Annotated in this window: 18 protein-coding genes; 15 read left to right on the plus strand and 3 right to left on the minus strand. The window is 75.6% G+C overall.

Going from position 1 to position 26161, the window contains the following annotated elements; genetic code table 11:
* Nucleotides 1-29 precede the first annotated feature (29 nt).
* From R3E88_20950 to ruvB, 4 genes are all read left to right on the plus strand, one after another.
* The gene (locus R3E88_20950) at nt 30-782 is read left to right on the plus strand and encodes a YebC/PmpR family DNA-binding transcriptional regulator (protein MEZ4218947.1); all 753 of its coding nucleotides are present in this window, start codon (nt 30-32) and stop codon (nt 780-782) included.
* 139 nt (nt 783-921) lie between these two features.
* Nucleotides 922-1476, plus strand: coding sequence for a crossover junction endodeoxyribonuclease RuvC (gene ruvC / locus R3E88_20955; protein ID MEZ4218948.1), 555 nt, complete (start codon nt 922-924; stop codon nt 1474-1476).
* Nucleotides 1473-2087, plus strand: coding sequence for a Holliday junction branch migration protein RuvA (gene ruvA, locus R3E88_20960; protein MEZ4218949.1), 615 nt, complete (start codon nt 1473-1475; stop codon nt 2085-2087). The genes ruvC and ruvA overlap by 4 nt, the downstream gene beginning before the upstream one ends.
* 71 nt (nt 2088-2158) lie before the next feature.
* Nucleotides 2159-3208: a Holliday junction branch migration DNA helicase RuvB gene (gene ruvB, locus R3E88_20965; GenBank protein MEZ4218950.1), complete on the plus strand. Its 1050-nt coding sequence runs from the start codon at nt 2159-2161 to the stop codon at nt 3206-3208.
* A 31-nt stretch (nt 3209-3239) separates the two neighbouring features.
* On the opposite strand, the gene R3E88_20970 is transcribed toward ruvB, so the two are convergent.
* Nucleotides 3240-4967, minus strand: coding sequence for a hypothetical protein (locus R3E88_20970; protein ID MEZ4218951.1), 1728 nt, complete (start codon nt 4965-4967; stop codon nt 3240-3242).
* 133 nt (nt 4968-5100) lie between these two features.
* Between R3E88_20970 and R3E88_20975 the strand changes: the two genes are divergently transcribed.
* Together R3E88_20975 and lpxC are read left to right on the plus strand one after the other, a co-directional pair.
* Entirely contained in the window at nt 5101-7629 is a 2529-nt protein-coding gene (locus R3E88_20975; protein ID MEZ4218952.1) for a protein kinase, read from the plus strand.
* A gap of 78 nt (nt 7630-7707) precedes the next feature.
* The gene (gene lpxC / locus R3E88_20980; GenBank protein MEZ4218953.1) at nt 7708-8550 is read left to right on the plus strand and encodes a UDP-3-O-acyl-N-acetylglucosamine deacetylase; all 843 of its coding nucleotides are present in this window, start codon (nt 7708-7710) and stop codon (nt 8548-8550) included.
* Between the two features lie 32 nt (nt 8551-8582).
* On the opposite strand, the gene R3E88_20985 is transcribed toward lpxC, so the two are convergent.
* Nucleotides 8583-8927, minus strand: coding sequence for a PilZ domain-containing protein (locus tag R3E88_20985; GenBank protein MEZ4218954.1), 345 nt, complete (start codon nt 8925-8927; stop codon nt 8583-8585).
* A gap of 11 nt (nt 8928-8938) precedes the next feature.
* The gene (locus tag R3E88_20990; GenBank protein MEZ4218955.1) at nt 8939-16900 is read right to left on the minus strand and encodes a hypothetical protein; all 7962 of its coding nucleotides are present in this window, start codon (nt 16898-16900) and stop codon (nt 8939-8941) included.
* Nucleotides 16901-17160: 260 nt separating this feature from the next.
* On the opposite strand from R3E88_20990, the gene R3E88_20995 reads away from it, so the two are divergent.
* The 9 genes from R3E88_20995 to truB all read left to right on the plus strand — a co-directional run bounded on the left by R3E88_20995 (nt 17161) and on the right by truB (nt 26109).
* Complete coding sequence (locus tag R3E88_20995) at nt 17161-17673, plus strand: GNAT family N-acetyltransferase (GenBank protein MEZ4218956.1); 513 nt, start codon at nt 17161-17163, stop codon at nt 17671-17673.
* Between the two features lie 23 nt (nt 17674-17696).
* Nucleotides 17697-18575: a dihydroorotate dehydrogenase electron transfer subunit gene (locus R3E88_21000; GenBank protein MEZ4218957.1), complete on the plus strand. Its 879-nt coding sequence runs from the start codon at nt 17697-17699 to the stop codon at nt 18573-18575.
* Nucleotides 18572-19516, plus strand: a complete 945-nt coding sequence (locus R3E88_21005) for a dihydroorotate dehydrogenase (GenBank protein ID MEZ4218958.1) — start codon at nt 18572-18574, stop codon at nt 19514-19516. Before R3E88_21000 ends, R3E88_21005 begins: the two co-directional genes overlap by 4 nt.
* Nucleotides 19517-19892: 376 nt before the next feature.
* Nucleotides 19893-20399 carry a ribosome maturation factor RimP gene (rimP, locus tag R3E88_21010; protein ID MEZ4218959.1) on the plus strand — a complete coding sequence of 169 codons (507 nt, stop codon included), beginning with the start codon at nt 19893-19895 and terminating at the stop codon, nt 20397-20399.
* A 46-nt stretch (nt 20400-20445) separates the two neighbouring features.
* The gene (nusA, locus tag R3E88_21015) at nt 20446-21852 is read left to right on the plus strand and encodes a transcription termination factor NusA (protein MEZ4218960.1); all 1407 of its coding nucleotides are present in this window, start codon (nt 20446-20448) and stop codon (nt 21850-21852) included.
* 56 nt (nt 21853-21908) lie between these two features.
* Nucleotides 21909-24362 carry a translation initiation factor IF-2 gene (gene infB / locus R3E88_21020; GenBank protein ID MEZ4218961.1) on the plus strand — a complete coding sequence of 818 codons (2454 nt, stop codon included), beginning with the start codon at nt 21909-21911 and terminating at the stop codon, nt 24360-24362.
* 7 nt (nt 24363-24369) lie between these two features.
* Nucleotides 24370-24810, plus strand: coding sequence for a DUF503 domain-containing protein (locus tag R3E88_21025; GenBank protein ID MEZ4218962.1), 441 nt, complete (start codon nt 24370-24372; stop codon nt 24808-24810).
* Nucleotides 24807-25187, plus strand: a complete 381-nt coding sequence (gene rbfA / locus R3E88_21030) for a 30S ribosome-binding factor RbfA (GenBank protein MEZ4218963.1) — start codon at nt 24807-24809, stop codon at nt 25185-25187. The genes R3E88_21025 and rbfA overlap by 4 nt, the downstream gene beginning before the upstream one ends.
* The gene (gene truB / locus R3E88_21035) at nt 25177-26109 is read left to right on the plus strand and encodes a tRNA pseudouridine(55) synthase TruB (GenBank protein MEZ4218964.1); all 933 of its coding nucleotides are present in this window, start codon (nt 25177-25179) and stop codon (nt 26107-26109) included. The genes rbfA and truB overlap by 11 nt, the downstream gene beginning before the upstream one ends.
* The last annotated feature ends 52 nt before the right edge of the window (nt 26110-26161 follow it).

Here is a 26161-nt window from a genome sequence, read left to right on the forward strand (position 1 = left end):
GACGGCGCGGCGCGTGCGAGGGGCGTGCGATGTCCGGGCATTCCAAGTGGTCGACGATCAAGCGCAAGAAGGGCGCAGCGGATGCGAAGCGCGGGAAGATCTTCACCAAGCTGATCCGCGAGATCGCGACCGCGGCCCGCATCGGGGGCGGCGAGATCGATTCCAACCCCCGGCTGCGCCTCATCGTCGACAAGGCGAAGGCCGCCAACATGCCCAAGGACAACATCGCGCGCGCGATCGCGAAGGGCGTCGGCGGCGGCGACGACGGCGAGACCTACGAGGAGTGCGTCTACGAGGGCTACGGGCCCGGCGGAGTCGCCATCCTGATCGAGGCGCTCACCGACAACCGCAACCGCACGGCCGGCGAGATCCGCCACGCGCTCTCGAAGCACGGGGGCAACCTCGGGAGCTCGGGATGCGTGGCCTACCTGTTCGAGCGCCGGGGGCTCATCAGCGTCGCCCGCGAGGGGGCGGACGGCGACCGGCTGATGGAGGTCGCCCTCGAAGCGGGCGCCGACGACGTCGAGGAAGGCGACGACGCGATCGACGTCAGCACGAGCCCGACCGGGTTCGGCGCCGTGCGCGACGCCATCGCCGAGGCGGGGTTCGAGGTCGTCGCCGCCGAGCTCGCGCTCGAGCCGAGCACCACCGTCTCGGTGACGGGCAAGGACGCCGAGCAGATGCTGAAGCTCTCGGACGCGCTCGAGGATCTCGACGACGTCCAGCAGGTCTACGCGAATGCGGACATCGCCGACGAGGAGCTCGGCGAGCTCGCGAGCTGAGGCGCGCGGCCGAGGCCGGCCACCCCGAGCGGACGGACGCGAGCGAACGGAAGGCGAAGACGCTGCTACAGTGCGGCGCGCCGCTCCTCCCCGCGGCGTTCGAGCCCGACCCCCGCAACGCTTCCTCCGCGGGAGACGCATGCGCATCCTGGGAATCGACCCCGGCTCGGTGGCGACGGGATACGGCCTCGTCGATCGCGACGGGTCGCGCCTCGTACACGTCGCGCACGGGACGCTGCGCCCGCCGCGCGCGGCGGCCCTCGCGCATCGCCTCGGCGTCCTCCACGACGAGGTGCGCCGGGTCATCGATGCCCACGCACCGGACGCGGCGGTCGTCGAGCGCGTCTTCGTGGCGGCGAGCGCGGGCTCCGCGCTCGTGCTCGGCCAGGCGCGCGGCGCCGTCCTCGCCGCGCTCGGCGCCGCTGGCATCCCCGTGCACGAGCTCGCGCCGCGCGAGATCAAGAAATCGGTCGTCGGCACCGGTGCGGCGTCGAAGGTGCAGGTCCAGGCGATGGTCGGGCGGCTGCTCGCGCTCGACGCGCGCCCTCAGTCCGACGCCGCCGACGCGCTCGCGGCGGCCATCGCGCACGCGCAGGCGGGCGATCTCGCGCGCCTCGGTGTCGTCGGCGGGCGGCGGCGCCGCGCGTCGCGCGCGACGAGCGAGTCGCAGTGGCGCGCGAGGCGCGCGCCGTGATCGCGCGCGTCGAGGGAGTCCTGCGCGACAAGGAGCCGACGCGCATCGTCGTCGACGTCGCCGGCGTCGGCTACGAGCTCCACGTGTCGCTGCACTCGTACGCCGCGCTGCCCGACGAGGGCAAGACGGTCGCCATGCACGTGCACACGCACGTGCGCGAGGAGGCGATCCAGCTCTTCGGCTTCGCGTCGCGCGCGGAGCGCGACGTCTTCGAGCTGCTGCTGCGCGCGAGCCGCGTCGGGCCGCGGCTCGCGCAGACGGTGCTCTCCGGCATGCCGCCCGAACGCCTCCTCGCGAGCCTTCGCGCGAGCGACGTGACGGCCCTCTGCCGCATCCCCGGCGTCGGACGCAAGCTCGCCGAGCGCATGGTCGTCGAGCTGCGCGATCGCGCGGCCGAGCTCGCGCTCGGCGGTGCGGAGGCCGCCGCGTCCGCTGGCGCCGCCGCCGCTCCCGCCGCGAGCGCGGAGGACGAGGCGTTGTCGGCGCTCACGAATCTCGGTTACCCGCGCGCGCAGGCGGAGAAGGTCGTCGCGGCCGCGCGCGCCGAGGCGGGAGACGGGGCGTCGACGGAGGCGCTGATCCGCGCCGCGTTGCGCGGGCTCGCGGGCTAGGTGCCACTCGGCCCGCGCACGCGGGCCGAGCGCGCGGCGGGAGGCGCCGAGGGAGACGCGAGGGAGACGGGATGGGCGAACGAAGCGAGGGACTGCGCGGCGACGCGAGCGTCGATCCGCGCGCCGACGAGCGTCACTTCGAGGAGTCGCTGCGCCCGCGCGCGCTCGCCGACATGGTCGGCCAGCGGCGGCTGCGCGAGAACCTCGCCGTCTTCGTGAAGGCGGCGCGCGCGCGCGGCGAAGCCCTCGACCACGTGCTCTTCCACGGACCGCCCGGGCTCGGCAAGACGTCGCTCGCCCGCATCGTCGCGAACGAGCTCGGTGCGCAGTTCCGCGCGACGAGCGGCCCGGTCGTCGAGCGACCGGGCGACCTCGCCGCGCTGCTCTCGAACCTCGAGCCCGGCGACGTGCTGTTCATCGACGAGATCCACCGCCTCTCGGCCGCGGTCGAGGAGATCCTCTACCCCGCGATGGAGGACTTCCAGCTCGACCTCATGATCGGCGAGGGGCCCGCTGCGCGATCCTTCCGCCTCGATCTCCCCCGCTTCACGCTCGTCGGTGCGACGACGCGCGCCGGTCTGCTCACGTCGCCGCTGCGCGACCGCTTCGGATGGAGCGCGCGGCTCGAGTACTACCCGGTCGACGATCTCGCCGAGATCGTGCGCCGCTCGGGTCGCATCCTCGGCGTCGACGTCGACGCCGACGCCGCGGGTGAGATCGCGTCGCGCTGCCGCGGCACGCCGCGGATCGCGAACCGCCTGCTGCGCCGCGTGCGCGACTTCGCGTCCGTCGACGGCGCGGCCGACGGCCGCGTCTCGCTCGCGACCGCGCGCCACGCGCTCGAGCGTCTCGACGTGGACGAGGCGGGGCTCGACGCCCTCGACCGCAGCTTCATGCTGACGCTGCTCGAGAAGTTCGACGGCGGGCCGGTCGGGCTCGACACGCTCGCCGCCGCCGTCGGCGAGGACCGCGGAACGATCGAGGACGTCGTCGAGCCCTACCTCATCCACCAGGGCTTCCTCGATCGCACGCCCCGCGGCCGCGTCGCGACGCGCCGCGCGCGTGAGCACTTCGGCGTCGCGGCGCCCGAGACGCCGGGCGCGCAGCGGCGCCTCCTCTGAGACCGCGTGCGCGTCGACGGCGCGCCCTCGACTAACGAGGCTCGTCGGGCTCGGCCGCGCGCAGGACGGGCGCGGTCGGCGTTCCGGGAAGGACTCCGCGGTTGCGGAGCACGAAGACGCGCCCGTCGGGGCTGCGCGGATCGAACGCGACGAGGTCGTCGAGCGCGTCGCCGTCGAGGTCCGCGGCCTCGATCGACGCGGCATCGAGGGGGAACGGCTGGACGGCCGCCGTGCCGCCGAACGCGGCCCCGTGCTCGCCGTCCTCGCCGAGCCGGATCGCGATGCGGCGTGCGCCGTCGGGCAGCACGAGGTCGGCGCGCCCGTCGCCGTTCCAGTCGCCGCGCAGGTCGGGGAAGACACCCGCGATGCGCCCCGTCGTCCAATCGAGCTCGAGCGAGACACTGTCCCGCCACGTCTCGCGCAAGCCGTCGTCCGCGCCGGCGTCGAGTGCGAGCACCGAGAAGTCCACGCGCGCGCGGCCCGTCGCCACGAAGCGCAGCAGCTGGCGCGCGTTGAAGGCGAGCAGCGTGCGGAAGATCTCGCTGCGAGCGTCCCCGTCGAGGTCGAGCACGTCGACGCCGGCGATCGCGCCCTGGGTCTCGAGGCGCGCGACGTGCGCGTCGCCCGTCTCGGCGCCGGCGCCGCCGTTGCGGTGCACCTCGGTCGACGCCCAGCTCTTCAGCATCCCGCCCATCGTGCGGTCGACGACGAGATCGGCGCGCCCGTCGCGGTCGAGGTCGCGCGCGAAGATCTGCACGTCGGAGGCCGCGTGCCGGATCTCCTCTTCGTCGCTGAAGGGCTTGAACTCGGCGCGGCGCGTCGGCCCGAGGACGCCGCCCGGCGCGGGCGCGAACCCGGTCGGGCCGTCGCCGGTCGTGCGGAAGACCCACGCGCCGAACCGCCACAGCGCGAACAGGTCGTCGCGTCCGTCGCCGTCGTCGTCCGCCATCGCGAGCGCGGGCCACGCGAGCGTCGCCGTCGTGAGCTCGGGGGCGTCGGCGGGCGGCTCCGCGGTCGCGTTGCGGTAGTCGCTCTCGATCGGGAGGGCGAGCTCGACCCGCGCGCCGTCCCGCAGGCGCAGCCAGCGCACGCCGCCCGCGGTCGGGAGCAGGACGGAGAGCTCGTCGCGCCCGTTCCAGCGGCCGGCGACCGGCATGCGAGACACCGCGCGCGTGCGCGCGGGGAGCGGCAGCGGGCCGCTCCCCGCGATGCGCTGCACGGCCCCCGAGCCGTCGGTGGCGAGCACGCGGAGGCCGTCGCCCGCGACGAGGAGCAGCTCGTCGCCGGGCCAGTCCGGTCGGGCGTCGGCGCTGTCGACGCCGACGATGTCGCGCGGGATGGGCAGCGTGAAGGAGGGCACGATCGGCGCCCGTTCCGCCGTCTCGGCGCCGCCCTCCGACGCGGGCGAGCCGCCGTTCGCCGCCGGCAGGCAGGCGAAGCCGTTCGCGCGGCGGCGCTCGCGCGGCGGGACGCCGTCCACGGACAGGACGAGCAGCGTGCGCGCGAGCGGCGACGGGCACGAGACGGACGGTGCCAGGCTCCACGCCTGGACGGCGCGGCCGGGCACGCGGAGCTCGAGGAGGTCGAAGGGAGCGGAATCCGGCACGTCGGGCGCCGCATCGGCCTCGTGCGCGAGTGCGGCGGCGGCCGTCGCGAGCGCGAGGGCCGCGCGAGCGGCCGCACCCGCGGCACCCCGCATCGCGGGGCTCCGGCGCCGGACGCCGCGGGCGCCGCGCGCGAGGGGCCACTCCAGCTGCACGGCGGCCGATTCTACGCGAGAGCCGCGTTCGACCGACGGCGACCGACGCGGCTCGCGCGACTCAACGCGGCCGGCGGGCCGACCGATGGAGGCCGGGAACCCGGGCGCGAGGTGGAACGAATCCGTGGGGTTGGTGGCTCGCATTGCCGCGTTCGCGCTCGCGGTCTCCCTCGGCGTCACGGCTGCGGCGGGCCTCGCCGTCCTCCACGCGCCGGACGCGGGAGCGACGCGCTCCGTTCGCGACGCGATCGCGAAGGTGAGCGGCGATCGCGCGCTCGCGTCCCGCACCCTCGACACGCTCGGCTCCGCCCCCGTCGCGTACGGCGCCGGCGGACTCGCGCTCGCGCTGTTCGCGGTCGCCCTGCGCCGGCGCAGGGAGCGCGGCGACCCCGACGCGTCGGAGCAGGGCTCGACGGGCGGGGCGTCGAAGCTCGACCGCCGGCTCGTCAAGAAGTCGCTGAAGCAGGCACACGCGCTCGCGCGCAAGGGCCAGTACCACGACGCCGCCGAGATCCTCTTCTCGTGCGACGACTTCGACAAGGCGGCCGAGCTCTTCCTGAAGGCGGGCGAGCCGACGCGCGCCGCCGAGATCCGCCACGACCAGAACCGCTTCCTCGAGGCGGCCGAGCTCTACGTCGAGGCCGAGGATTTCGCCTCGGCCGCGACGATCTTCGCGCAGCAGGGCGAGTTCGCGCGCGCCGCCGACTGCTATCTCGAGGTGGACGGCAAGAGCACGGCCGCCGAGATGTTCGAGAAGGCGGGCGACTTCCGGCGGGCCGCGGAGCTCTACCGCGAGGTCGAGTTCCTCCGGCACGCCGCGCAATGTTATGTGAAGTGCCAGCTCTGGCTCGAGGCCGCGGAGTGCCTCGACCAGGTCTTCACCGACGAGACGCTCAAGGGAGGCGCGCAGGATCCGGCGAAGCAGGCCGAGCTGCTCAAGCTCGTCCGTCAGGCCGGCAAGCTCTTCCTGCGCGCGCAGGCGCCCGAGCGCGCGCTCGCGGTGCTCGAACGAGGCCGCTGCGAGGCCGAGGCCGCCGCGATCGCCATGCAGCTCGGCGAGTACGGACGCGCCTCCGAGCTCTTCAAGGACGCGGGCGACCTCGAGAAGGCCGCCGGTGCGCTGCAGGCACTCGGCGAGACCGCGGAGGCCGAGCGGCTGCTCGGCGAGCACTTCCGGAGCCAGGGCGATCTGCGCACCGCCGCCGAACACCTCGCCTCCGCGCACGACCACATGGCGGCCGGCGACCTCTACCGACAGCTCGAGGCGTTCGCCGAGGCGGGCGAGTGCTATGCGCGGCAGCAGGAGCACGCCCAGGCCGCCGAGATGTTCCACCTCGCCGGCGACCGCGTGCGCGCCGCGGACGAGTACGAGCGCGCGGGAAGCTATGCGCAGGCCGCGGAGTGCTGTGCGCTCTCGGGACAGGGCGAGCGCGAGGCCGCGCTGCTCGAGAAGGCCGGGCGCCTGCTCGAGGCGGGCCAGGCCTACCACCGCGAGGGCATGGACGACGAGGCCATCACCGTCCTCCAGCAGGTGACCGGCGAGGGCTTCGCGACCGCGTCCGCGCTCCTCGCCGACATCTTCCGCGCGCGCGGGCAGCTCTCGCTCGCGATCAAGCAGCTCCGTCAGGCGATCGGCGACGCCGAGCTCGATCGCGACACGCTCCCGATGTTCTACACGCTCGCGACGCTCTTCGAGGCGAACCACGCACCGGTCGAGGCGCTCGAGATCTACGAGAAGATCATGGGCATCGACTACCACCATCGCGACGTCGAGCAGCGCGTGGTGCGGCTGCGCCCGGCCGTGCAGGACCACGAGCCCGCGCTCACGTCGCAGGGCACGACCAGCGCGCCGACCGTCGCCGTGAGCTCGCAGTCCGGCCGCTACGAGATCGTCGGCGAGCTCGGCCGCGGCGGGATGGGCATCGTCTACAAGGCGCGCGACACGGCGCTCGATCGCCTCGTCGCGTTCAAGGTGCTCCCCGACTCGCTGCGCGAGAACCCGCAGGCGCTCCGGAACTTCTTCCGCGAGGCGAAGGCCGCCGCGAAGCTCAACCACCCGAACATCGTGACCATCTACGACACGGGCGAGCAGGACGGCCGCTACTACATCGCGATGGAGTACGTGGACGGCACGACGCTCAAGGAGATCCTGCGGCGACGCGGGGCGATCTCGCCCGCCGGCGTCCTCCACGTCCTGGTCCAGATCTGCGAGGCGCTCGCATACGCGCACGAGAAGAAGGTCGTGCACCGCGACATCAAGACGGCGAACGCGATGTGGACGCGCGACAAGAAGGCCAAGATCATGGACTTCGGCCTCGCGAAGGTCGTCGAGGAGGTGCGCAACCACACGACCGTCGTCTCGGGAACGCCGTACTACATGAGTCCCGAGCAGACGCTCGGGAAGAACGTCGACCACCGCACCGACATCTACTCGCTCGGTGTCACGGCGTTCGAGCTCGTCACGGGGAGCGTGCCGTTCAAGGAGGGCAACATCCCCTACCACCACGTCCACACGCCCGCGCCCGACGTCCGGTCGATCCGGCCCGAGGTGCCGGAGGCGCTCGCGCGGATCATCGATCGCTGCCTCGCCAAGGACGCCGATGCGCGCTTCCAGAGCGCGACCGAGATCCTCGACGCCGTGAAGGCGTCGCTCGCGTCCTGAATCCCCGCCTCGGACTCCCCGCGGAGTAGGATCCCGCGCGCGAGCGCGCTCGTCGCGCGCTCCGCAGCGGGGGCCGCCATGCAGCGACAGCACACGCTCGCCGGAGAGGCGCGCTTCGTCGGCGTCGGTCTCCACGGCGGCCGCGTCGTCGCGATGCGCGTGGCCCCGGCGCCCGCGGACGCGGGCGTCGTGTTCGTCCGGACCGACCTCGACTCGGCCGAGATCCCCGCGCGCTCGAGCGCGCTCGGCTCGGTGCGCCGCGCGACGACGCTGCGCTGCGGCGAGGCGAGTGTCGCCACGGTCGAGCACCTGCTCGCCGCGCTCTTCGCGCTCGGCATCGACAACGCGCGCGTCGAGCTCGACGGGCCCGAGGTGCCGGCCGCCGACGGGAGCGCAGCGCCCTTCGTCGCGCTCCTCGAACGCGCCGGTCGCGTCGCGCAGGACGCGGAGCGCGTGCGGCTGCGTCTCGCGCGGCCGATCGAGATCGAGGACGGCACGCGCCGCATTCGCGCGCTCCCCGCCGACGGACTCCACGTGCGCTACGCGATCGACTTCCCGCATCCCGCGATCGGACGCCAGGAGCTCGCGCTCGGGCCGATCGACGCCGAGCTCTTCGCGCGGGCGCTCGCGCCCGCGCGCACGTTCGGATTCGTCGAGGAGGTCGAGGCCCTGCGCAGCGCGGGTCTCGCGCTCGGTGGCGATCTCGCGAACGCGGTCGTCTTCGACGCGAAGGGCGTGATCACGCCGGGCGGGCTGCGCGTCCCCGACGAGCCCGTGCGCCACAAGGCCCTCGACCTCGTCGGCGATCTCGCCCTGCTCGGGCGGCCGCTCGACGCCGCGATCGAGGTCGAGCGCGGCGGTCACGCGCTCCACCAGCGCCTCGTCGCGGCGATCGGCGCGCAGACGGACGCGAGTGGCTGAGGAACGCGCGCGGGGGCGGAGCTCGCGGTCGACTAGAGGTCGAGGTCCTCGAGCTCGCGCGCGAGCGCGCTGCAGCCGACGCTGTCCGTGAACTGGACGCCCATGCCGGGTGCGTGCGGGCGGCCGCCTTCGTCGGTGCGCCGCACCCACACGACGCGCCCCTCGATCTCGTGCAGCTCGTGCTGGTCCGACAGGCGGAAGCGGAGCTTGAGCAGCGAGTCCGCGCGCACCGGCTCCTCGGTCTCGATGAACAGTCCGCCCGCGCCGAGCGTGGTCGCGTACTCGCAGCGCACGCCGTCGGGCGCCATGTAGTCGACGAGCAGTCGCACCGTGCGGCGTCGGAAGCGCCGGCTCGAGTCGATCGAATTGCGTGCCATCGGCCCTCTCCTCAGATCTCCCGGGTCATTCGTTCGCACCAGGCACCGGTCACGCGCGCGAGCAGCCGCGATGCGGCGGCGTCCGCGTCGACGAGGTGGGTCAGGTCGTCGCCGTCCGCGGGCCGTGCCTCGGGACGCGTGCGCTGCACGAGCGCGACGAGCGCCGCGCGGAGATCGCCGCCGTTGCGGTCGACCGCGATCGCGCCGGCGAGCGCGACGAGATCGGCGCGGAACGCGGCCGCGTCGATGGCGGCGATCGCCTCGAGCGATGCGCCCTCGAGCTGCTTGCGCACGCGCCGCAGGGCGCGGCGTCCGAGCTCGGCGTCGAGCGCCGTCGCCATGTCGCCGTCGGCGTGCGGGCTCGCGGGGTCGAGAGCGAGTGCGGCGAGTGCCGTCAGCGCGGCCGCGAGGGCGGCGTCGTCGAGCCGGTCGACGGCGGGGGAGGCGATCTCGCCGAGCGCGGTCGCGATCGCGCGCGCGAGCGGGCTCGTCCCGTCGGTCTCCGGGGCCGCGGCGCGCGCGTCCGCGCGCCGCGCGGCGACCGCCGCCAGCGCATCGCTCGCCTCGTGGACGGCCCGGCGCAGCGACTCGCGCAGCGGGTCGTCGAGTCGCGCGTCGCGCGCGAGCGCGGTGCGCAGCCCGACCGAGGCGCGCTCGCGCTCCTCGGGCGTCGCGATGCCGAGCGCGCGCGCGATCGCGAGCCCGGAGAGCGCGCACGCCTCCGCGTTCGCATGCTCGGCCATGCGGCGCAGCGAGCGGAGCGAGCCGGCGTGTGTCGGCGCGCGCCGCAGGATCTCGCGGTGCGCGGCGACCGCGTCGCGCCGCCGCGACGGGATCAGCGCGAGCAGCGACGCGAGCTTGGCGCGCGCCTCGCTGCGCTCCGGGTCGAGTGCGAGTGCGGCCTCGTAGGCGGAGATCGCCTCGTCGACGTCCTCGAGCGGCCCCGCGAGCAGGCGCGCCCGCTCCTCGTGGACCCGCGCGAGCTCGAGATCGTCGGGATGGGGATGCGCGACCGCGAAGCGCGCGAGCGCGTCGGCGGCGTCGCGCCAGCGGCCGGCCGCGCGCTCGAGCCGGGCGTGCGCGAGTGCGGCCGCGACGTCCCGCGGCTCGAGCCGCGCGCGCTCGGCCCAGGCCTCCGCCGCATCGCCGCGTCGACCGCGCGCTTCGAGCAGCTCCGCGCGGAGCCGCGCGATGCGCGCGAGCATCGGCACGTCGCCGTCCGCCGCCGCGCGCGCCTCGTCGGCGAGCGCGAGCGCGGCGTCCGTGTCGCCGGCCTCCGCGCGCAGCTCGGCGAGCGCGGCGCGGGCCTCGGCCGCGCCGGGGTCGAGCTCGCACGCGAGCTCGAGGTGCGCGCGCGCCGCGTCGCGGTCGCCCGTCGCGTCGAGGAGCACAGAGGCGGCGCGCGCGTGTGCGCGCGCGGCCTCCGCGGGCTCGCGCGCCGCATCCGCGAGCGCCTCGATCTCGGCGACGCAGGCCGACGCGTCGCCGGCGCGCAGCAGGGCGCGGATGCGCCCCTCGCGCGCGGTGGCGAGCGCCGGGTCGATCGCGAGCGCCTCGCGGTAGCGCTCGACGGCGTCGCCGTCGCGCCCCGCGAGCTCGAGCGCTTCGCCGACGATCGCGAGATGGAGCGCGCGCTGCGGGTCGGGCGCGTCGAGCGCGAGTCGCCGCTCGAGCAGCTCGCGCGCTCCGGGCACGTCGCCCGTCGACCAGAGGACGGAGGCGGCGCCGTCGAGCGCGTCCGCCGAGTCCGGGTCGATCTCGAGTGCCGCTCCGAAGAAGACCGCGGCCGATTCCCAGCTCTCGCGCGCCGCCGCGGCGCGGCCGCCGACGAGCGCGGCTTCGAGCCGGAGCGCGTCGTCGAGGTGTCCCGCGTCGTCGTCGCCGCGCGCGCCCGCGCCCTCGAGCGCGCGTCCCGCTGCGGCAAGGGCTTCGTCGAGGTCGCCGACGCTCTCGGCGGTGCGCGCGAGATGCGCGTGGGCCCACGGCGCGCCCGGGTCGGCCGCGACGGCCGAACGCAGCAGCGCGCGCGCGCGCGCCGCGTCCTCCGGCTCGATCTCGAGCGCGGCGGCCACCCAGCGCGAGCAGGCCTCGCTGCCCTGCGAGAGCGCGGCCGCGCGCTCGAGCGCTTCGGTCGCCGCTGCGCGCCGCTGCGCGCCGTCCTCGCGCCGGGCGAGCGCATCCCATGCGTCGCGCGAGCCGGGCTCGCACGCGGTCGCGCGCCGCGTGCGCTCGAGCGCGTCGTCGGTGCGCGAGAGCTCGGTGAGCTGGTCGGCGAGGCGCAGGTGGTCGACGGCGCGTGCGCCGCCGTCCGGACGGTCGCACCACGAAGCGAACGTCTCGCAGTAGCGCGCGAGGTCGCCCGAGACGCGGACGAGCGCGGCCCACGCGAGGTGGTCGCCGGGCGCGAGCGCAGAGATCGAGGCAGCGGCGTCGTAGGCGGCGAGGGCGCGCGCAGGGTCGTTGGCGAAGTCGCGCGCGATCGCTCCCGCGCGCAGCCACGCCTCGCAGCGGCGTGCGGGCTCGCGCTCGCCGAGCGCGGCGCACTCGCGCTCGTAGAGGTCGAGCGCCTCGTCGAACTCCTCGCGCGCCTCGCAGATCCGCTCGAGCGCGCGCAGCGACGCGAGGTCGGCCGCGTCGAGCGCGATGGCGGCGCGGTACGCCTTGGCGGCGCGCTCGGCGTCGCCGAGCCGCTCCGCACACACGTCGCCGAGCCGTCGGAACAGGCCGCCGCGCTCCGCGGGCGGTGCGTCGGGGCGCAGTGCGAGCTCGCGGTCGAGCGTCGCGGCGACCTCGTCGGCGCGGCCGAGCCGCTCGGCGCAGTCGCGGAGCCCGCGCAGGGCCTCGAGCGACTCGGGATCGGCGGCGAGCGCGCGCCGGTGCGCCTCGGCCGCCGCGCCGGGGGCGTGGAAGACCTCGCTGCGGATGCGCGCCAGCGCGAGCGCGCGCGCCGCGTCGTCCTCGTGGCGGTCGAGCCAGCGCGCGAGGCGTCGCTCGAGACCGACCGGGTCGTGGAGCCGCTCGGCGAGGCGCAGGCCGGCCTCCTCGGCCTCGTCGAGTGCGTCCGCATGCGCTTCCGCGGCGGCGCCGGACGCGCCGGCGAGCCGCTCGATCACGGCGTCCCAGTGCGCGAGTGCGCGCTCGCTCGCACCGAGCTCGTGCTCGTAGGCGCGCGCGAGCTGCTGGTGCACGGCGAGGCTGCGCGCGGCGTCGTCGGCGACGAGCTCGAGCTCGCGCTCGCTCGCGCGAGCCCATGCGCCGACGCGCCCTTCGCTGCGCCGCGCGTCGGCGAGCGCGCGCAGCAGTGCGGCGCGCCGATCCGCGGGCGCGTCGCCTTCGAGCTGCGCGAGCGCGCGCTCGAGGTGGAGCGCGGCGCGCGCCGGGTCGGCGAGCTCTCCGGCGCACAGCGCGGCCGCTTCGTCGTGGAGGGCCGCCCGCTCGCTCGCGGGTGCGACCTCGCAGAGGGCCTCGAGTGCCTCGACCTGCGCGCGCGGGCGTCCGAGTGCACCGCGGAGCCGAGCGAGCTCGCGCAGCACGGCGGCGTCGCTCGGGTCGGACGCGTGCGCGGCCTCGAGCGCGCCGAGTGCGCGGCCGGGTGCGCCGAGGTCGCGCTCGAGCACGCGCGCGCGCTCGGCGTGCAGCCGCGCGCGCGCCGGGGCCGACGCGGCGATCGCGATCTGCTGCTCGACGACGCGCAGCAGCGCCTCCGGGCGTCCCGCGTGCCGGTGCACGTCTGCGATGCGTTCGAGCGTGTGGGCATCGCGGGGGTCGTCGGCGCGCAGTCGTTCGAGCCACGGCAGCGTGGCGTCGATCGACACGCGTTCGCGCGCGAGCTCCGCTCCCTGCTCGAGCAGCCCGCGCCGCTCGTCGGCCGGCGCGATGCGCGCCTCGACGAACAGCGAGTCGAGCGCCGCGCGCCAGCGGCCGGCCGCGACGTGCAGGTCGCGCAGCGCGCGCCGCGCGCGGAGGTGGTGCGGCGCCTCGGCCAGCGCGTCGCGCAGCGCGGCGGCCGCGTCGTCGGGGCGCGCGAGCGCGTCGCGAAGGAGCTCGGCGCGCTGGACGAGCACGTCCGCGCGCTCGTCGGGCGAGGCGCACTGGCCGAGTGCGATCTCGAGCAGCGCGTCGACGTCCTCGCTGCGACCGAGTGCGGCGGCCGTCGCGACCGCCTGGCGGCTCGCCGCGCGGTCGGTCGGATCCAGGGAGAGGAGCGCGCGCAGGTGTGCGAGCGCATCGGAAGGGCGCGCGAGCGCATCGGCATGGAGCGCGGCGAGCTCGCGATGCAGTGCGATCTGCTCGTCGCGGCCGGCGCGTCCCTCGGCGAGCCGCGTCTCGAGCAGCGCGGCGAGCGGCGCCGGTCGGCCGGTATCGCGGTAGAGCGGGCAGAGTGCGGCGCGCGCGGCGCGCGCCTCGGCGCTCGCCCCGTCGACGCCCTCGTACGCGCCGATCGCTCCGTCCGCGTCGCCCTGGGCGCGCAGCGTGTCGCCGAGGCGGAGCTGCCACGCGGCGCGCTCGGTCCCCGCGACGCCACCGTCGACGACCGCGCGGCACAGCGCGGCGAGCGCCGCGCCGTCGTCCGCGCGCTGGAGCACGTCGGCGAGGGGCGACGCCACGATCGGGTCGGGGCCGAGCTCGTCGACGGCGGCGCGCAGCACGTCGATCGCCGCGGGAAGATCGCCGAGTGCGTCGGCATGCAATGCGGCGAGTCGCAGGCGCAGCGACGTGCGCTGCGAGCGCGCGGCTTCGCCCCGCGCGTGCGCGGAGTCGAGCGTCCGCGCGATGCGCGCCTCGAGCAGCGCGACGAGGCGGTCGTGATCGCCGCGGTCCGCATAGCATTCGATCAGGAACTCGCTGGCCTCGGCGTGTCCGGGCTCGACGGCGAGCAGTCGCTCGTAGTGCGCGCGCGCGGCCTCGGCGTCGCCCGCTTCGCGCGCGAGCGCGCCGGCGCGTCCGGCGAGTGCGGCGATGCGATCCGGGGCGAGGTCGCACGCGAGCTCGCATTCGATCGCGCGCCGCAGGTCTTCCGCGTGCTCGCGGTCGTCGTAGAGCAGGCCGAGCGTGCGCCAGATGGAGGCGCGCGCGGGCTCGATCGCGCCCGCCGCCTCGAGGTGCGCGATCGCGCCCGGGACGTCGGAGAGACGATCGCGGCACACGGCGGCGAGGCGCTCGTGCAGGACGCGCCGCGCCGCGTCGTCGTCGGCGCGCTCGAGCGCGCGCTCGAGCAGCGCGCGCAGCGCGCCGTAGTCGCCGGCGCGCTCGAGCAGCGCTTCGAGGCGCGCGCGGGCGTCCGTGGCGATCGCCGCGTCGTCGTCCTGGTCCGCGAGCTGCGCGTAGGCCTCGCGCGCCCGCTCGCTCGCGTCGTCGGCGTCCTCGAACAATGCGGCCCGCTCGAACTCGAGGCGCACGGCGCGCGCGGTGTCGCCCGCTGCGCGCGCGCGCGCGGCGCGCTCGAGCAGCAGCGCACCGAGCCCGGCGACGTCGCGATCGGCGCGCAGGGCGGCCTCGAGGCCCTGTGCGGCGGCCTCGCTGTCGGGATCGCTCTCGAGCACGCTGCGGAACGCGCTCGCCGCCTCCTCGTGGCGGCCGAGCGACTGCGTGAGCAGGCGCGCGCGCTCGAGCTCGAGGTCGAGCGCGGCCGCGAGCGCCTGCGGCTCTCCGCTCGCGAGCAGCGCGCGGCGGCGCTCGAAGAGCAGCTGCGCGAGCTCCTCGTGGCGCCCCGCGCGCTCGAGCAGGCTCGCGAGCCGCTCGCGCGTCGCGTCGTCGGCATCGCTCGCGCCCGCGACCTGCCAGAGGATCACGGCCGCGCCGTCGACGTCGTCGAGCTGCGTCTCGAGCAGGTCGGCGAGGTCGAGCAGGCACGCGCGCTGCGCGTCGCCCGGGCCGAGCAGGTCGGCGAGCCGGCGCTGGAGGCGTGCGCGCCGGTCGTGCCGGCCGCGCGCGCGGTAGTGCTCGACCAGCCGTTGCGTCGGCTCGAGCTGGCGCGGGTCGGTCTCGAGGCTGCGCTCGAGCCACTGCGCGGCGTCGTCGTCGCGGCCGAGCGCGGCGAGCCGCTCCGCGAGCCGGTTGCACGCGCTCGCGCGCGCGTCGCCCGACGACACGGCGATCAGCGCCTCGAGCGCCTCGACCTCGGCCGCCGTCGGCGCGCCGTCGGCCTGCACCGCGTGCAGGCGCACGATCGCCTCGAGGCACGCGCGATCGTCGGGGCACGCCTCGCGCAGCCGCGCGAGCCACGCGAGCGCATCGCCCGGCCGGTCGTGGGCCTCGTGGATGCGCGCGATCTCCCAGACGAGCGTCGCGAGGCGGCGCCGATCGGTCGTGACGTCCGCTTCGCGCGCGTACGCGCGCAGGATGGACTCGTCGTCGCCGCTCGTCTCCGCGATGGTCGCGAGGCCTTCGAGCGCGCGCGGCGAGATCGGGTCGTCGGCGAGCGCGAGCTCGAACGCGCGCGCGGCGCCCTCCGCGTCGTCGAAGCGCACGAGCGCGAGCTCGCCGAGCGCGTTCAGGTGGTCGACGCGCGCGCGTCCGTCGGTCGCCTCGCAGGCGCGTTCGAGCGCGTCGCGCACGTCGTCCCAGCGCTCGGCCTTCCGCAGGCGCGCCATCCACTGCGCGGCGGCCTCGCCGTGCGAGGGGTCGGCGTCGAACGCGCGGCCCCAGACGGCGGTCGCGGCGTCGGCGTCCTCGAGCACGTCCTCGGAGAGCTGCGCCGCCTCGGCCAGCAGCTCGGCGCGCTCGCGCGGCGTCGCGGCGAGCGACGCGCGCTGCTCGAGGACGTCGACGCGGTCGGCGTCGCGGCACAGGCGCGCGAGACAGCGGTCGAGCTCGCGCGCGACGTCGGGGTCGCTGGCGTCGCGCGCGGAGGCCGCGCGCAGGTACTCGATCGCGCGTTCGTCGTCGTCGTTCGCGGCGTGCAGACGCGCGGCCTCGACGAGCGCGTCGAGCGGCGGCCCGGCTTCGTCGTCCGCGCTCGCGGCGATCGCGGCCTCGAGCGCGCGCAGCAGCGCGGTGGCGTTTCCGGCGCGCCGCTCGACCGCGGCCGCCGTGAGGTGGACGCGCGCGTCGTCGGGCGAGAGCTCGCGCGCGCGCGCGAGCCCCAGCCGCGCGTGCGCGGGGTTGTCGAGGCGCTCGAGCTGGATGCGCGCCGCCGACAGCGCGATGTCGGTGCGGCGGCGCGCGCCGGCGGTGAGGTCGAAGCGACGCTCGAGCAGGTCGACGAGCAGCGGCCACTGCTCGCTGCGCTCCGCGTGCTCGACGAGGGCCTCGACCGCTTCGCGCGAGCGGGGGTCGTCGGTGAGCGCGCGGCGGTAGCACTCGCTCGCGCGGTCCGCGTCGCCGAGGGCGCCGCCGAGCAGACGACCGAGGCGCACGAGCGCGACGGCGCGGTCGGGCCCGCGCTGGTGGTCGACCACGCGCTGCCAGGCGCGCGCCGCCTCGGCGTTGCGGCCCTGGTCCTCGCGCGCGCGCGCGAGCCCCGTGAGCGCGTCGATCTGCGAAGCGTCGATCGCGATCGCGCGCTCGAAGCAGGCCGCGGCGTTCTCCGCGTCGGCGAGCGCGACGCGCCACATCTCGCCGACCTCGGCGAGCGCAGCGGCGCGATCGTAGGCGGGAATCTCGGCCGCCTCCTCGATCTGCGCGATCTCGAGCGCGGTCTTCCAGTCTTCGGAGCGAGCGTGGATGCGGCGCAGCTGGCGCAGGGCGCGGTGGTGCGCGGGCTCGATCTGCAGCACGGCCCAGTACGTCTCGATCGCGGACGGGATGTCGTGGAGCCGCTCTTCGAGCAGCTGGGCGAGCCGGAAGTGGAGGGCGGAAGCGGCCTGCGCGTCCTTGCGGGTGGACGGCGCGCGCAGGCGTGCGCGATACAGGCCCGCGAGGGCGGCCCAGTCGGCGTCGTGGAAGTACTGCTCTTCGAGCGCGGCGAAGGCGCGGTCGTCGTCGGGGTTCGCGGTGAACGCCTCGAGCCATCGCTGCTTCCCGTCGGCCACGCATGTCTCCCGGATCGCAGTCGGGCGTCGGCCGCCGCCGCCCCGGCTCCGGGCGCGGGGCCGGGGAGCGAAGGCGGGCGAGGAGGACGCGCGCGAGGTCCGGGTGCGCATCGGCGGGAGAGCCGCTCGCCTTGACGCAACCGAGCGGCAGGCGCGCGGCCGTCGGGCGCGCGATTGCGAGCGGTTGGCGAAGGCCGCCGGACGCGTGCGCCCGGGCGGGCGCGGGCGCGGCGAGCGCGCGTCGCAGGAGGGCGGAGCGGATGGGAGAGCAGCGGAATCCGGCGCTTCCGGCGCGCGCGACGGCGACGGACGCGCGCGCGCTCGCGGCGCTCGCGGCGCGCGCGCAGCCCGGCGGCTGGCCGGGCTGGAGCGAGCCGTCGTTCCGGGAGGAGCTCGCGGACGGCGGGGCGCTCGCGTGGATCGCGCGCGAGTCCGACCCGGCCGCCGCCGCGCGCGCGGGCCTCGTCGCGCGCGTGCTGGCCGCGGCCGCCGCGGGCGCGACGGCGGCCGGCCGCGCGGGCGAGATCGAGCTGCGCTGGCTGGCGGTGCGCCCGGACGCGCGCCGCCGCGGCCTCGCCGCGGCGCTCGTCGACGCGCTCCTCGCCGAGGCCGCGCGCCGGCGCTCGCACGTGCTGCTCGAGGTGCGCGCGTCGAACGCGCCGGCGACGGCGCTCTACGCGTCGCGCGGCTTCGTGGTCGCGGGTCGGCGGGCACGCTATTACCGCGACGGCGAGGATGCGCTCGTGCTCCGCCGGGATGCAGAGTCGCCCTGACCGCCGCACGCGCGGAGCCCGAGTTGTCGCATCCCCCGTCCTCGCCGTTCCCGAGTCGCACCGACGCCGCGGCGCTGCCGCTGCGCGCGCTCGCGCGCGTGCTCGCGAACGAGCGCGAAGGCGCGGGAGCGGGGGCGGCGAGCCATCGGCTGCGCGTGCAGTGGCCGGGCTTCGCGGGCTTCGCCCCGGGTCAGTTCGCGATGGTCTCGCCGGGGGCGATCGGGAGCGCCGAGCGCTGCGACCCGCTGCTGCCGCGCCCCATGGCGATCTACCGCGCGGAGCCCGGGGCCGGCGGCGGCGAGGTCGAGATCCTCTACAAGGTCCACGGGCGTGGGACGGCGCTGCTCGCCGACGCGCGTCCGGGCGAGCGCGTGCGGGTCGTCGGGCCGCTCGGGCGGCCGTTCCCGCTTCCGGAGGCCGGGCAGGCCGCGCTGCTCGTCGGCGGCGGAACGGGCATCGCGTCGCTGTACGAGCTCGCGTCGCGCGCGCGCGCCGCGAGCGGCGCGCGCGTCGCCGTGCTGCTCGGCGCGCGCAGCGCGGGCGACCTGATGGCCGTCGCCGACTTCGAGGCGCTCGGCGTCGACGTGCGCATAGCGACCGAGGACGGGAGCGCGGGCGCGCGCGGCCTCGTCACGGCGCTTCTCGACGCGGCGCTCGCCGAGGACACTGCGCGCGGCGCGCTCGTCTACGCGTGCGGCCCGACCCCGATGATGCGCGCCGCCGCGGACGTCGCGGCCGCGCACGGATGCGGCTGCATCGTGTCGCTCGAGAACCGCATGGCGTGCGGCGTCGGCGTGTGCCTCGGCTGCGCGGCGCCGGTGCGCGCGGGCGGCTACGCGCTCGTGTGCCGGCGCGGGCCCGTATTCGATGCGGACGACGTCGCCTGGGACGGCCTGCCGTGAGCGCGCGCGGGAGCGCGTCGGAGCGCGTCGACCTGACCGCGCGGCTCGGCCGCGTGGTGCTGCGCAACCCGGTGCTCACGGCCTCCGGCACGTTCGGCTACGGCAGCGAGCTCGCGCCCTTCCTCGACCCGCGCCGCCTCGGCGCCGTCGTCGCGAAGAGCCTGACGATCGCGCCGCGCGTCGGGAACCCGCCGCCGCGGATCGCGGAGGCCCGGGCCGGCATGCTGAACGCGATCAGCCTCGAGAACGTGGGCGTCGACGCGTTCCTCGCCGAGAAGCTGCCCGCGCTGCCGGACGGCACGGCCGTCGTGGCGAGCGCGTTCGGCACCGCGATCGACGACTACGCCGAGGTGTGCCGGCGGCTGCGCGGGGCGGACAAGGTGGTCGCGGTCGAGATCAACGCCTCCTGTCCGCACGTGAAGGAGGGCGGGATCGAGTTCGGGCAGAGCCCGCGGGTGCTCGGCGAGCTCGTGCGCGCCGCGCGGGCGGCCACGGACGCGCCGTTGTGGGTCAAGCTCTCGCCGAACGTCACGAGCATCGCCGAGATGGCGCGCGTCGCCGAGGGCGAGGGCGCCGACGCGGTGTCGCTCATCAACTCCGTCCAGGCGCTCGACGTCGACGTCGAGACGCGGCGCCCCGTGCTCGCGAACGGGCTCGGCGGGCTCTCGGGCCCCGCCATCCTCCCGATCGCGCTGCGAATGACGTGGCAGGCGGCGCAGGCGGTCTCGATCCCGGTCTGCGGGATCGGCGGCATCCGCAGCGCCGAGGACGCGATCAAGTTCCTGATGTGCGGAGCGAGCGCCGTCCAGGTCGGCACCGCGACCTACCTGGACCCGGGCGTCGCGGGCGAGATCGTCGACGGCGTCGAGGCCTGGTGCGCGGAGCGCGGGGTCGCGCGCTCGGCCGACCTGGTGGGCACGCTCGAGCTGCGCCGGCGCTGAGCGGGCGGGCTCGCCGACCCGGGCCGGGCCGACGCCGCCCGCGGCTCGCGCACCGCGTTTGCCACGCGAGCTCCTTTTCTATAAGTTGCGCGCCCTTAGCGGGTGGATGGCGCATCCGCGCACGCGCGGCTCCGGCCGGCGGGCGAGGGGGCGTCTCCCGGCTCCGGCCGCGCGGAACGGCATCGCGCGCACCGGAGTCCGAGCCGGTTCGGAAAGTGGGCGCCCTCGTCCGCTTTTTTTGTTTTCGGGGGACGCTCCCGAGCAGAGACGGAAGACGGGTCGCCGGCGCGCGCGCGCCGCGCGACAGGGTGCAGCGGTCGGGAGCGCGCACGCGCGCGGAGCGCACGGAGCGCACGGAGCGCACGGAGAAGAGGAGGTGTACCGCGACATCCCCGCCGAGCTGAAGGCGTTGATCGAGCCCGTGGTCGTCGATCACCGCTGCGAGCTCGTCGACGTCGACGTGCAGCGCGGCCACCCGGGCCTGCTGCGCATCGTCGTCGACAGCGAGAGCGGCGACGGGCGGGTTCCGATCGGTGCACTCGCCGAGCTCTCGCGCGAGATCGGCACGGTGCTCGACGCGGCGGACTGGATGAGCGGCTCGTACCGGCTCGAGCTCACGTCGCCCGGGCTCGATCGGGTGCTCGGTCGCGAGAAGGATTTCGAGGCGGCGGCCGCGGCGCGCAGCGTCGTCAAGCTGCAGACGCGACGCCCGCTCGACGGGCGCCGCCGGTATCGAGGGGTGCTGATCGGGTTCGCGGACGCGACGGCGCAGGTCGAGGTGGACGGCACGGTGTTCGCCGTCCCGTTCGACGAGATCGAGAAGGCGAACACCGTCTACGAGTTCACGAGCGCGGATTTCAAGGACCGCGCGAAAACCGAGTGAGAAGTCCCGAGTCGTCGCCCGGCGACCGACTCCGAGGGGAAGTGAGATGCAGGTCTCCACGCTGCGCCGCGAGATCGACCAGATCGCGAAGGACAAGGGCATCGAGGCCGAGGAGATCGTCTCGGCGCTCGAAGAAGCGATGAAGCAGGCGGCCCGCCGGCGCTACGGCCAGGACAAGGAGATCGACGCGCGCTTCAACGAGGAGACCGCGGAGATCGAGCTCTACGAGTTCCGCACCGTCGTCGAGGACGTGACCGACCCCGAGACCCAGATCTCGCTGCGCGCCGCGCACGAGCTCGACCCCGAGGCCGAGGAGGGCGACGAGATCGGCGTGCGCATGGATACGTCGGACTTCGGTCGCATCCTCGCGCAGACCGCGAAGCAGGTGATCATCCAGCGCATCCGCGACGCGGAGCGCGAGAACGTCTACGGCGAGTACATCGATCGCAAGGGCGAGGTCGTGAACGGCATCGTCCGCCGCTTCGAGAAGGGCTCGCTGATCGTCGACCTCGGCCGGGCCGAGGCGATCCTGCCGCCGAAGGAGCAGGTGCCGCGCGAGACGTACCGGCCGGGCGACCGCATCCGCGCCTACGTCGTCGACGTCAACAAGGCGACGAAGGGCCCGCAGATCGTGCTGTCGCGCGCCTGCATCGAGATGCTGACGAAGCTGTTCGAGCAGGAAGTGCCCGAGATGTACGAGAAGATCGTGACGATCGAGTCGGCCGCGCGCGAGCCCGGCGGTCGCTCGAAGATCGCGGTCGCGTCGCGCGACCACGACGTCGACCCGGTCGGCGCGTGCGTCGGCATGAAGGGCAGCCGCGTGCAGGCCGTCGTGCAGGAGCTGCGCGGCGAGCGCATCGACATCGTGCCGTGGAGCCCCGACCCGGCTCGTTATGTCTGCAGCGCGCTCTCGCCCGCGCAGGTGTCGAAGGTCATCATCGACGAGGCGAACGGCTCGATGGACGTGATCGTGCCGGACGACCAGCTCTCGCTGGCGATCGGCCGCCGCGGCCAGAACGTGCGGCTCGCCGTGCAGCTCACCGGCTGGCGCATCGACATCAAGAGCGAGTCGAAGATGCGCGAGATCGCGGGCTGGCTCGCCGAGGCCGTGTCGGTCGTCGACGGCTGGGGCGAGCCCGAGGCCGAGCTGCTGCTGCAGCAGGGCGTGACGTCGCTCGAGGACCTCGCGGAGTGCCCGTCGGAGCTCCTGCTCTCGCTGCCCGGCATCGACCCGGCCGGTGTCGCGCGCGTGAAGGCGCGCGCCGCCGAGCTCGCGGTGCAGAAGCGCGAGGAAGAGGAGCGCGCGCGGCTCGAGGCGGAGGCGGCGGAGAAGGCCGCGTTCGCCGCCGCGGCGGCCGCAGTCGCGAGCGAGGTCGCGAACGAGGCTGCGGCCGCGCCGGCCGCCGAGGGGGCGGGCGGCGAGAGCGGAGACGGGGCGACCGAGTCGCGCTGAGTCCGGGAACCGAACCGAGGGCGCCGCGAGCGCCGGGCGGACACGCAAGAAGGCGTATGGCGAAGATCAGAGCCTACAAGCTCGCGGAAGAGCTCGGAATCGACCGCAACGACATCGTCGAGAAGGCGGCCGCGGTCGGCGTCGAGCTCAAGAACGCGATGGCCGCGCTCGAGCCGGACCAGGAAGCCGAGCTGCGCGAGAAGCTCGGCGGCGCCTCGAAGTCCGACTTCAAGGAGACGCGCGTCGTCGCCGGGTCGGGTGGCGCGATCATCCGGCGCCGCAAGAAGGTGGTCGAGGAGGAGGCGCCGGCGCCCGAGCCGGAGCCCGTCGCCGAGGTCGCGCCGGCCGCGACCGCGGAGCCGCTCGTCGCCGAGCCCGAACCGGAGCCGGAGCTCGAGGAGGCGGCCGCGGCCGCCGAGCCCGAGGTGCAGCCCGCTGCCGCCGAGCCGGAGTCCGCGCCCGATGCGCCCCGCGTGGCGCCGCGCGACGACGACGGCCCCGTCGGTCCGCGCCCCGCGCCCGCCACGTCCGCGCCGGACGACGCGAAGCGCGGCAAGCAGCGCAAGCGCGTGCGCGAGGTCGTGAACCTGCGCGAGCAGGAGCAGATCGCGCGGCAGGTGACGAGCCGCGGCACCGTGCGGCGCCCGCCGCCGCCGGTCGACACCCGCACGCTGCAGAGCCCGCGGCGCAAGCGCCGCGACGCGCCCGCCGCGCGCGCGGCCGCGAAGCCCGCCGCCGAGCAGAAGCGCATCGTGCGCGTGCCCGGCGAGATCTCGGTCGCCGAGCTCGCCAAGCAGCTGGGCGCGAAGGCCGCGCAGCTCCAGGGCAAGCTGATGGCCGCGGGCAAGATGGTGTCGGTCAACCAGACGATCGACGTCGGCACCGTCGAGCTGCTCGCGGTCGACCTCGACTTCGAGGTCCAGGACACGGGCTTCAAGGAAGAGGAGTTCATCGACGTCGCACCGGTCGCGAGCGACGAGGACGCGGGCGAGCGCGTGCCGCGTCCGCCGGTGATCACGGTGATGGGCCACGTCGACCACGGCAAGACGTCGCTGCTCGACGCGATCCGCAAGACGTCCGTCGTCTCCGGCGAGGCCGGTGGGATCACGCAGCACATCGGCGCCTACCAGGCGCAGGCGGGCGACAAGGTCCTCACGTTCATCGACACGCCCGGCCACGCGGCGTTCACCGAGATGCGCGCGCGCGGCGCGCAGGTCACGGACATCGTGATCCTCGTCGTCGCCGCGAGCGAGGGCGTGATGCCGCAGACGGTCGAGGCCATCCAGCACGCGAAGGCCGCCGGCTGCCCGATCGTCGTGGCGGTGAACAAGTGCGACCTCCCGGGTGCCGACCCGCAGCTCACGCGCCGCAAGCTGATGGAGCACGACCTCATCCCCGAGGAGTTCGGCGGCGACGTCATCTGCGTGAACGTCTCGGCGCTGAAGGGCGAGGGGCTCGACCAGCTGCTCGAGATGATCGCGATCCAGTCCGAGGTGCTCGAGCTCACGTCCGACCCGACGCGGCGCGCGCGCGGCGTCGTGCTCGAGGCCGAGCTCGACAAGGGGCGCGGTCCGGTGGCGACCGTGCTCGTGCAGGACGGCACGCTCTCGCGTGGCGACATCGTCGTCGTCGGCACGGAGTGGGGCCGCGTCCGCATGATGGAGAACGATCGCGGCGACCGCGTGAACGAGGCCGGCCCGTCGGTGCCGGTGCAGCTCCAGGGCCTCTCGGGTGTGCCCGAGGCCGGCGCGCGGCTCGACGTCGTCGAGAACGAGCGCGCCGCGAAGCAGGTGATCGAGCACCGCCTCGACCAGGCGCGCGGCGCCGCGGCCGGCACGCAGACGCGCCCCATCGTGAGCCTCGAGGACTTCTTCGCGCAGCAGGGCGACGACGAGACGAAGGAGCTCGCCGTCGTGCTGAAGGCCGACGTCCACGGCACCTGCGAGGCCGTGCGCGACGCGCTCGAGAAGCTCTCGACGGAGCGCGTGAAGCTCAAGGTGATCGCGTCCGGCGTCGGTGCGCCGGGCGAGAGCGACGTGAACCTCGCGAAGGCGAGCGGCGCGATCATCGTCGGCTTCAACGTGCGGCCCGACACCGCCGCGCGCCGCGCGGCCGAGTCGCAGGGCGTCGACGTGCGCGTCTACCAGATCATCTACGAGCTCCTCGACGAGGTGCGGGCCGCGATGGCCGGCCTGCTCCCGCCGACGATCAAGGAGGTGATGCTCGGTCGCGCCGAGGTCCGGCAGCCGTTCACCATTCCGAAGATCGGCACGATCGCCGGCTCGTACGTCACCGAGGGCCTCATGCGCCGCAACGCGAAGGCGCGGCTCGTGCGCGACGGCGTGCAGATCTACGACGGGAAGATCGGCTCGCTGCGCCGCTTCAAGGACGACGCGCGCGAGGTGCAGACGGGCTTCGAGTGCGGCATCGGCATCGAGGGCTACAACGACATCAAGGTCGGCGACGTGATCGAGGCCTACGAGCTCGAGGAGCACGCCCCCGAGCTGTGAGCGCGCGATGATCCTCGGCGCCGCGCTCGTCGAGCTGCACGTCCACGACTCGCAGTCGCTCAAGAGCAAGCGCGGCGTCGTGCAGTCCGTGAAGCGCCGCGTGCGCAACCGGTTCAACGCATCGGTCGCGGAGGTCGGGGGCCAGGACACCTGGCAGCGCGCGGTGATCGCGCTCGCGATCGCCGGCTCGGCCGAGCGCATCGTGCGCAGCGAGCTCGAGAAGGCGGTCTCGTTCATCGAGGATCTCCACCTCGCCGAGGTCGTCGCGGCGGAGGTGCAGATCGTCGAGCTGCCCGAGGAGCCGTCGGGCGGCGGCCGCGGCGGGCACGACGACTGGGACGAGGACGACGACGCGGCCGTCCGCGCGATGTTCGGCGTCGCCGTCGGCGGCGGCCGCGACGACGAAGACGACGACGGCGACGGCGGCGGAGCAGGAGGACGCGAGTGACGCGGCGCACCGAGCGCATCGGCGAGCAGCTGCGCGCCGTGCTCGCGCAGCTGCTGCGCGAGGAGCTCGCCGACCCGCGGCTCGCGCCGCTCACCATCACGCTCACGCGCGTCGACGTCGCGCCCGACCTCTCGCAGGCGCTCGTGTACTGGAGCGCGTTCGATCGCAAGGCGGAGGGGCCCGACGACGCCGCCTCGGCCGAGCGCATCGACGGCGCGGGCGAGGCGCTGGCGCACGCCGCCGCCTTCCTGCGCCGCCGGCTCTCGCAGGAGGTCGACCTGCGACGCGTGCCGGCGCTCGAGTTCCGGCGCGACGCGTCGCTCGAGCTCGGCGCGCGCACGCTCGACCTGATCCGCAGGGTGAACGATGGCGAATAGGCGACGACGCAACGAGCGACCGGGGCCCGCGGGCTTCCTCGTGGTCGACAAGCCGGCGGGCGTGACGTCGCACGACGTCGTCGACCAGGCGCGCCGCTGGCTCGGCACGCGGCGCGTCGGGCATCTCGGCACGCTCGACCCGCAGGCGACCGGCGTGCTCCCGCTCGCGGTGCGCGCCGCGACGAAGCTCGTGCCGTACGTCGCGGACACGGACAAGGGCTACGTCGGCGTCGTCGCGCTCGGCGTCGAGACGGACACGCTCGACGCCGACGGCGAGGTGGTGCGCCGCCACGACGGTCCGTTCCCGGACGAGGCCGCGGTGCGCGCGGCGCTCGCGCGCTTCGTCGGGCCGATCGACCAGATTCCGCCGATGTTCAGCGCGGTGAAGAAGGGCGGCGTGCCGCTGCACAAGCTCGCGCGCAAGGGCGAGGAGGTCGAGCGCGAGCCGAAGCGCGTGACCATCCACCGGCTCGAGCTCGTGCGCTTCGACGGCGATGCGCACGAGTTCGAGCTGCTCGTCGAGTGCTCGGCCGGCACGTACGTGCGCACGCTCGCGGCCGACGTCGGGCGCGTGCTCGGGTGCGGCGCGCACCTGCGGAGCCTGCGCCGCACGCGGAGCGGCCCCTTCACGGTGGCCGACGCCGTCACGACGGAGCAGCTCGCGGCCGCGGCCGACGCGGGCGAGCTGGACACCCTCCTGGTGTCGCCCGAGAAGGCGCTGTCGCTGCCGACCCTGCGCGTCTCGGCCGAGGGCGAGCGGCGCCTCCTCCACGGGGCGGACATCGCGCCCGGGACCGTGCTCCGCATCGCGCCCGGCGACCGCGTCGTGGCCTTCGACACGCGGGGCGAGCTGCTGGCCATCCTCGAGCTGCGACCCGACCGGCGGCTGTGGCCGCTGCGAGTCCTGGCGGGCGAGGGCTGAGGGCGGGCCGGGCGGAGCGCGCCCGGCCGTTGCGGCGCCCGGGGCGCTCTGC

It is taken from the genome of Myxococcota bacterium (assembly GCA_041389495.1).
Classification (GTDB): domain Bacteria; phylum Myxococcota_A; class UBA9160; order UBA9160; family UBA4427; genus JAWKRT01.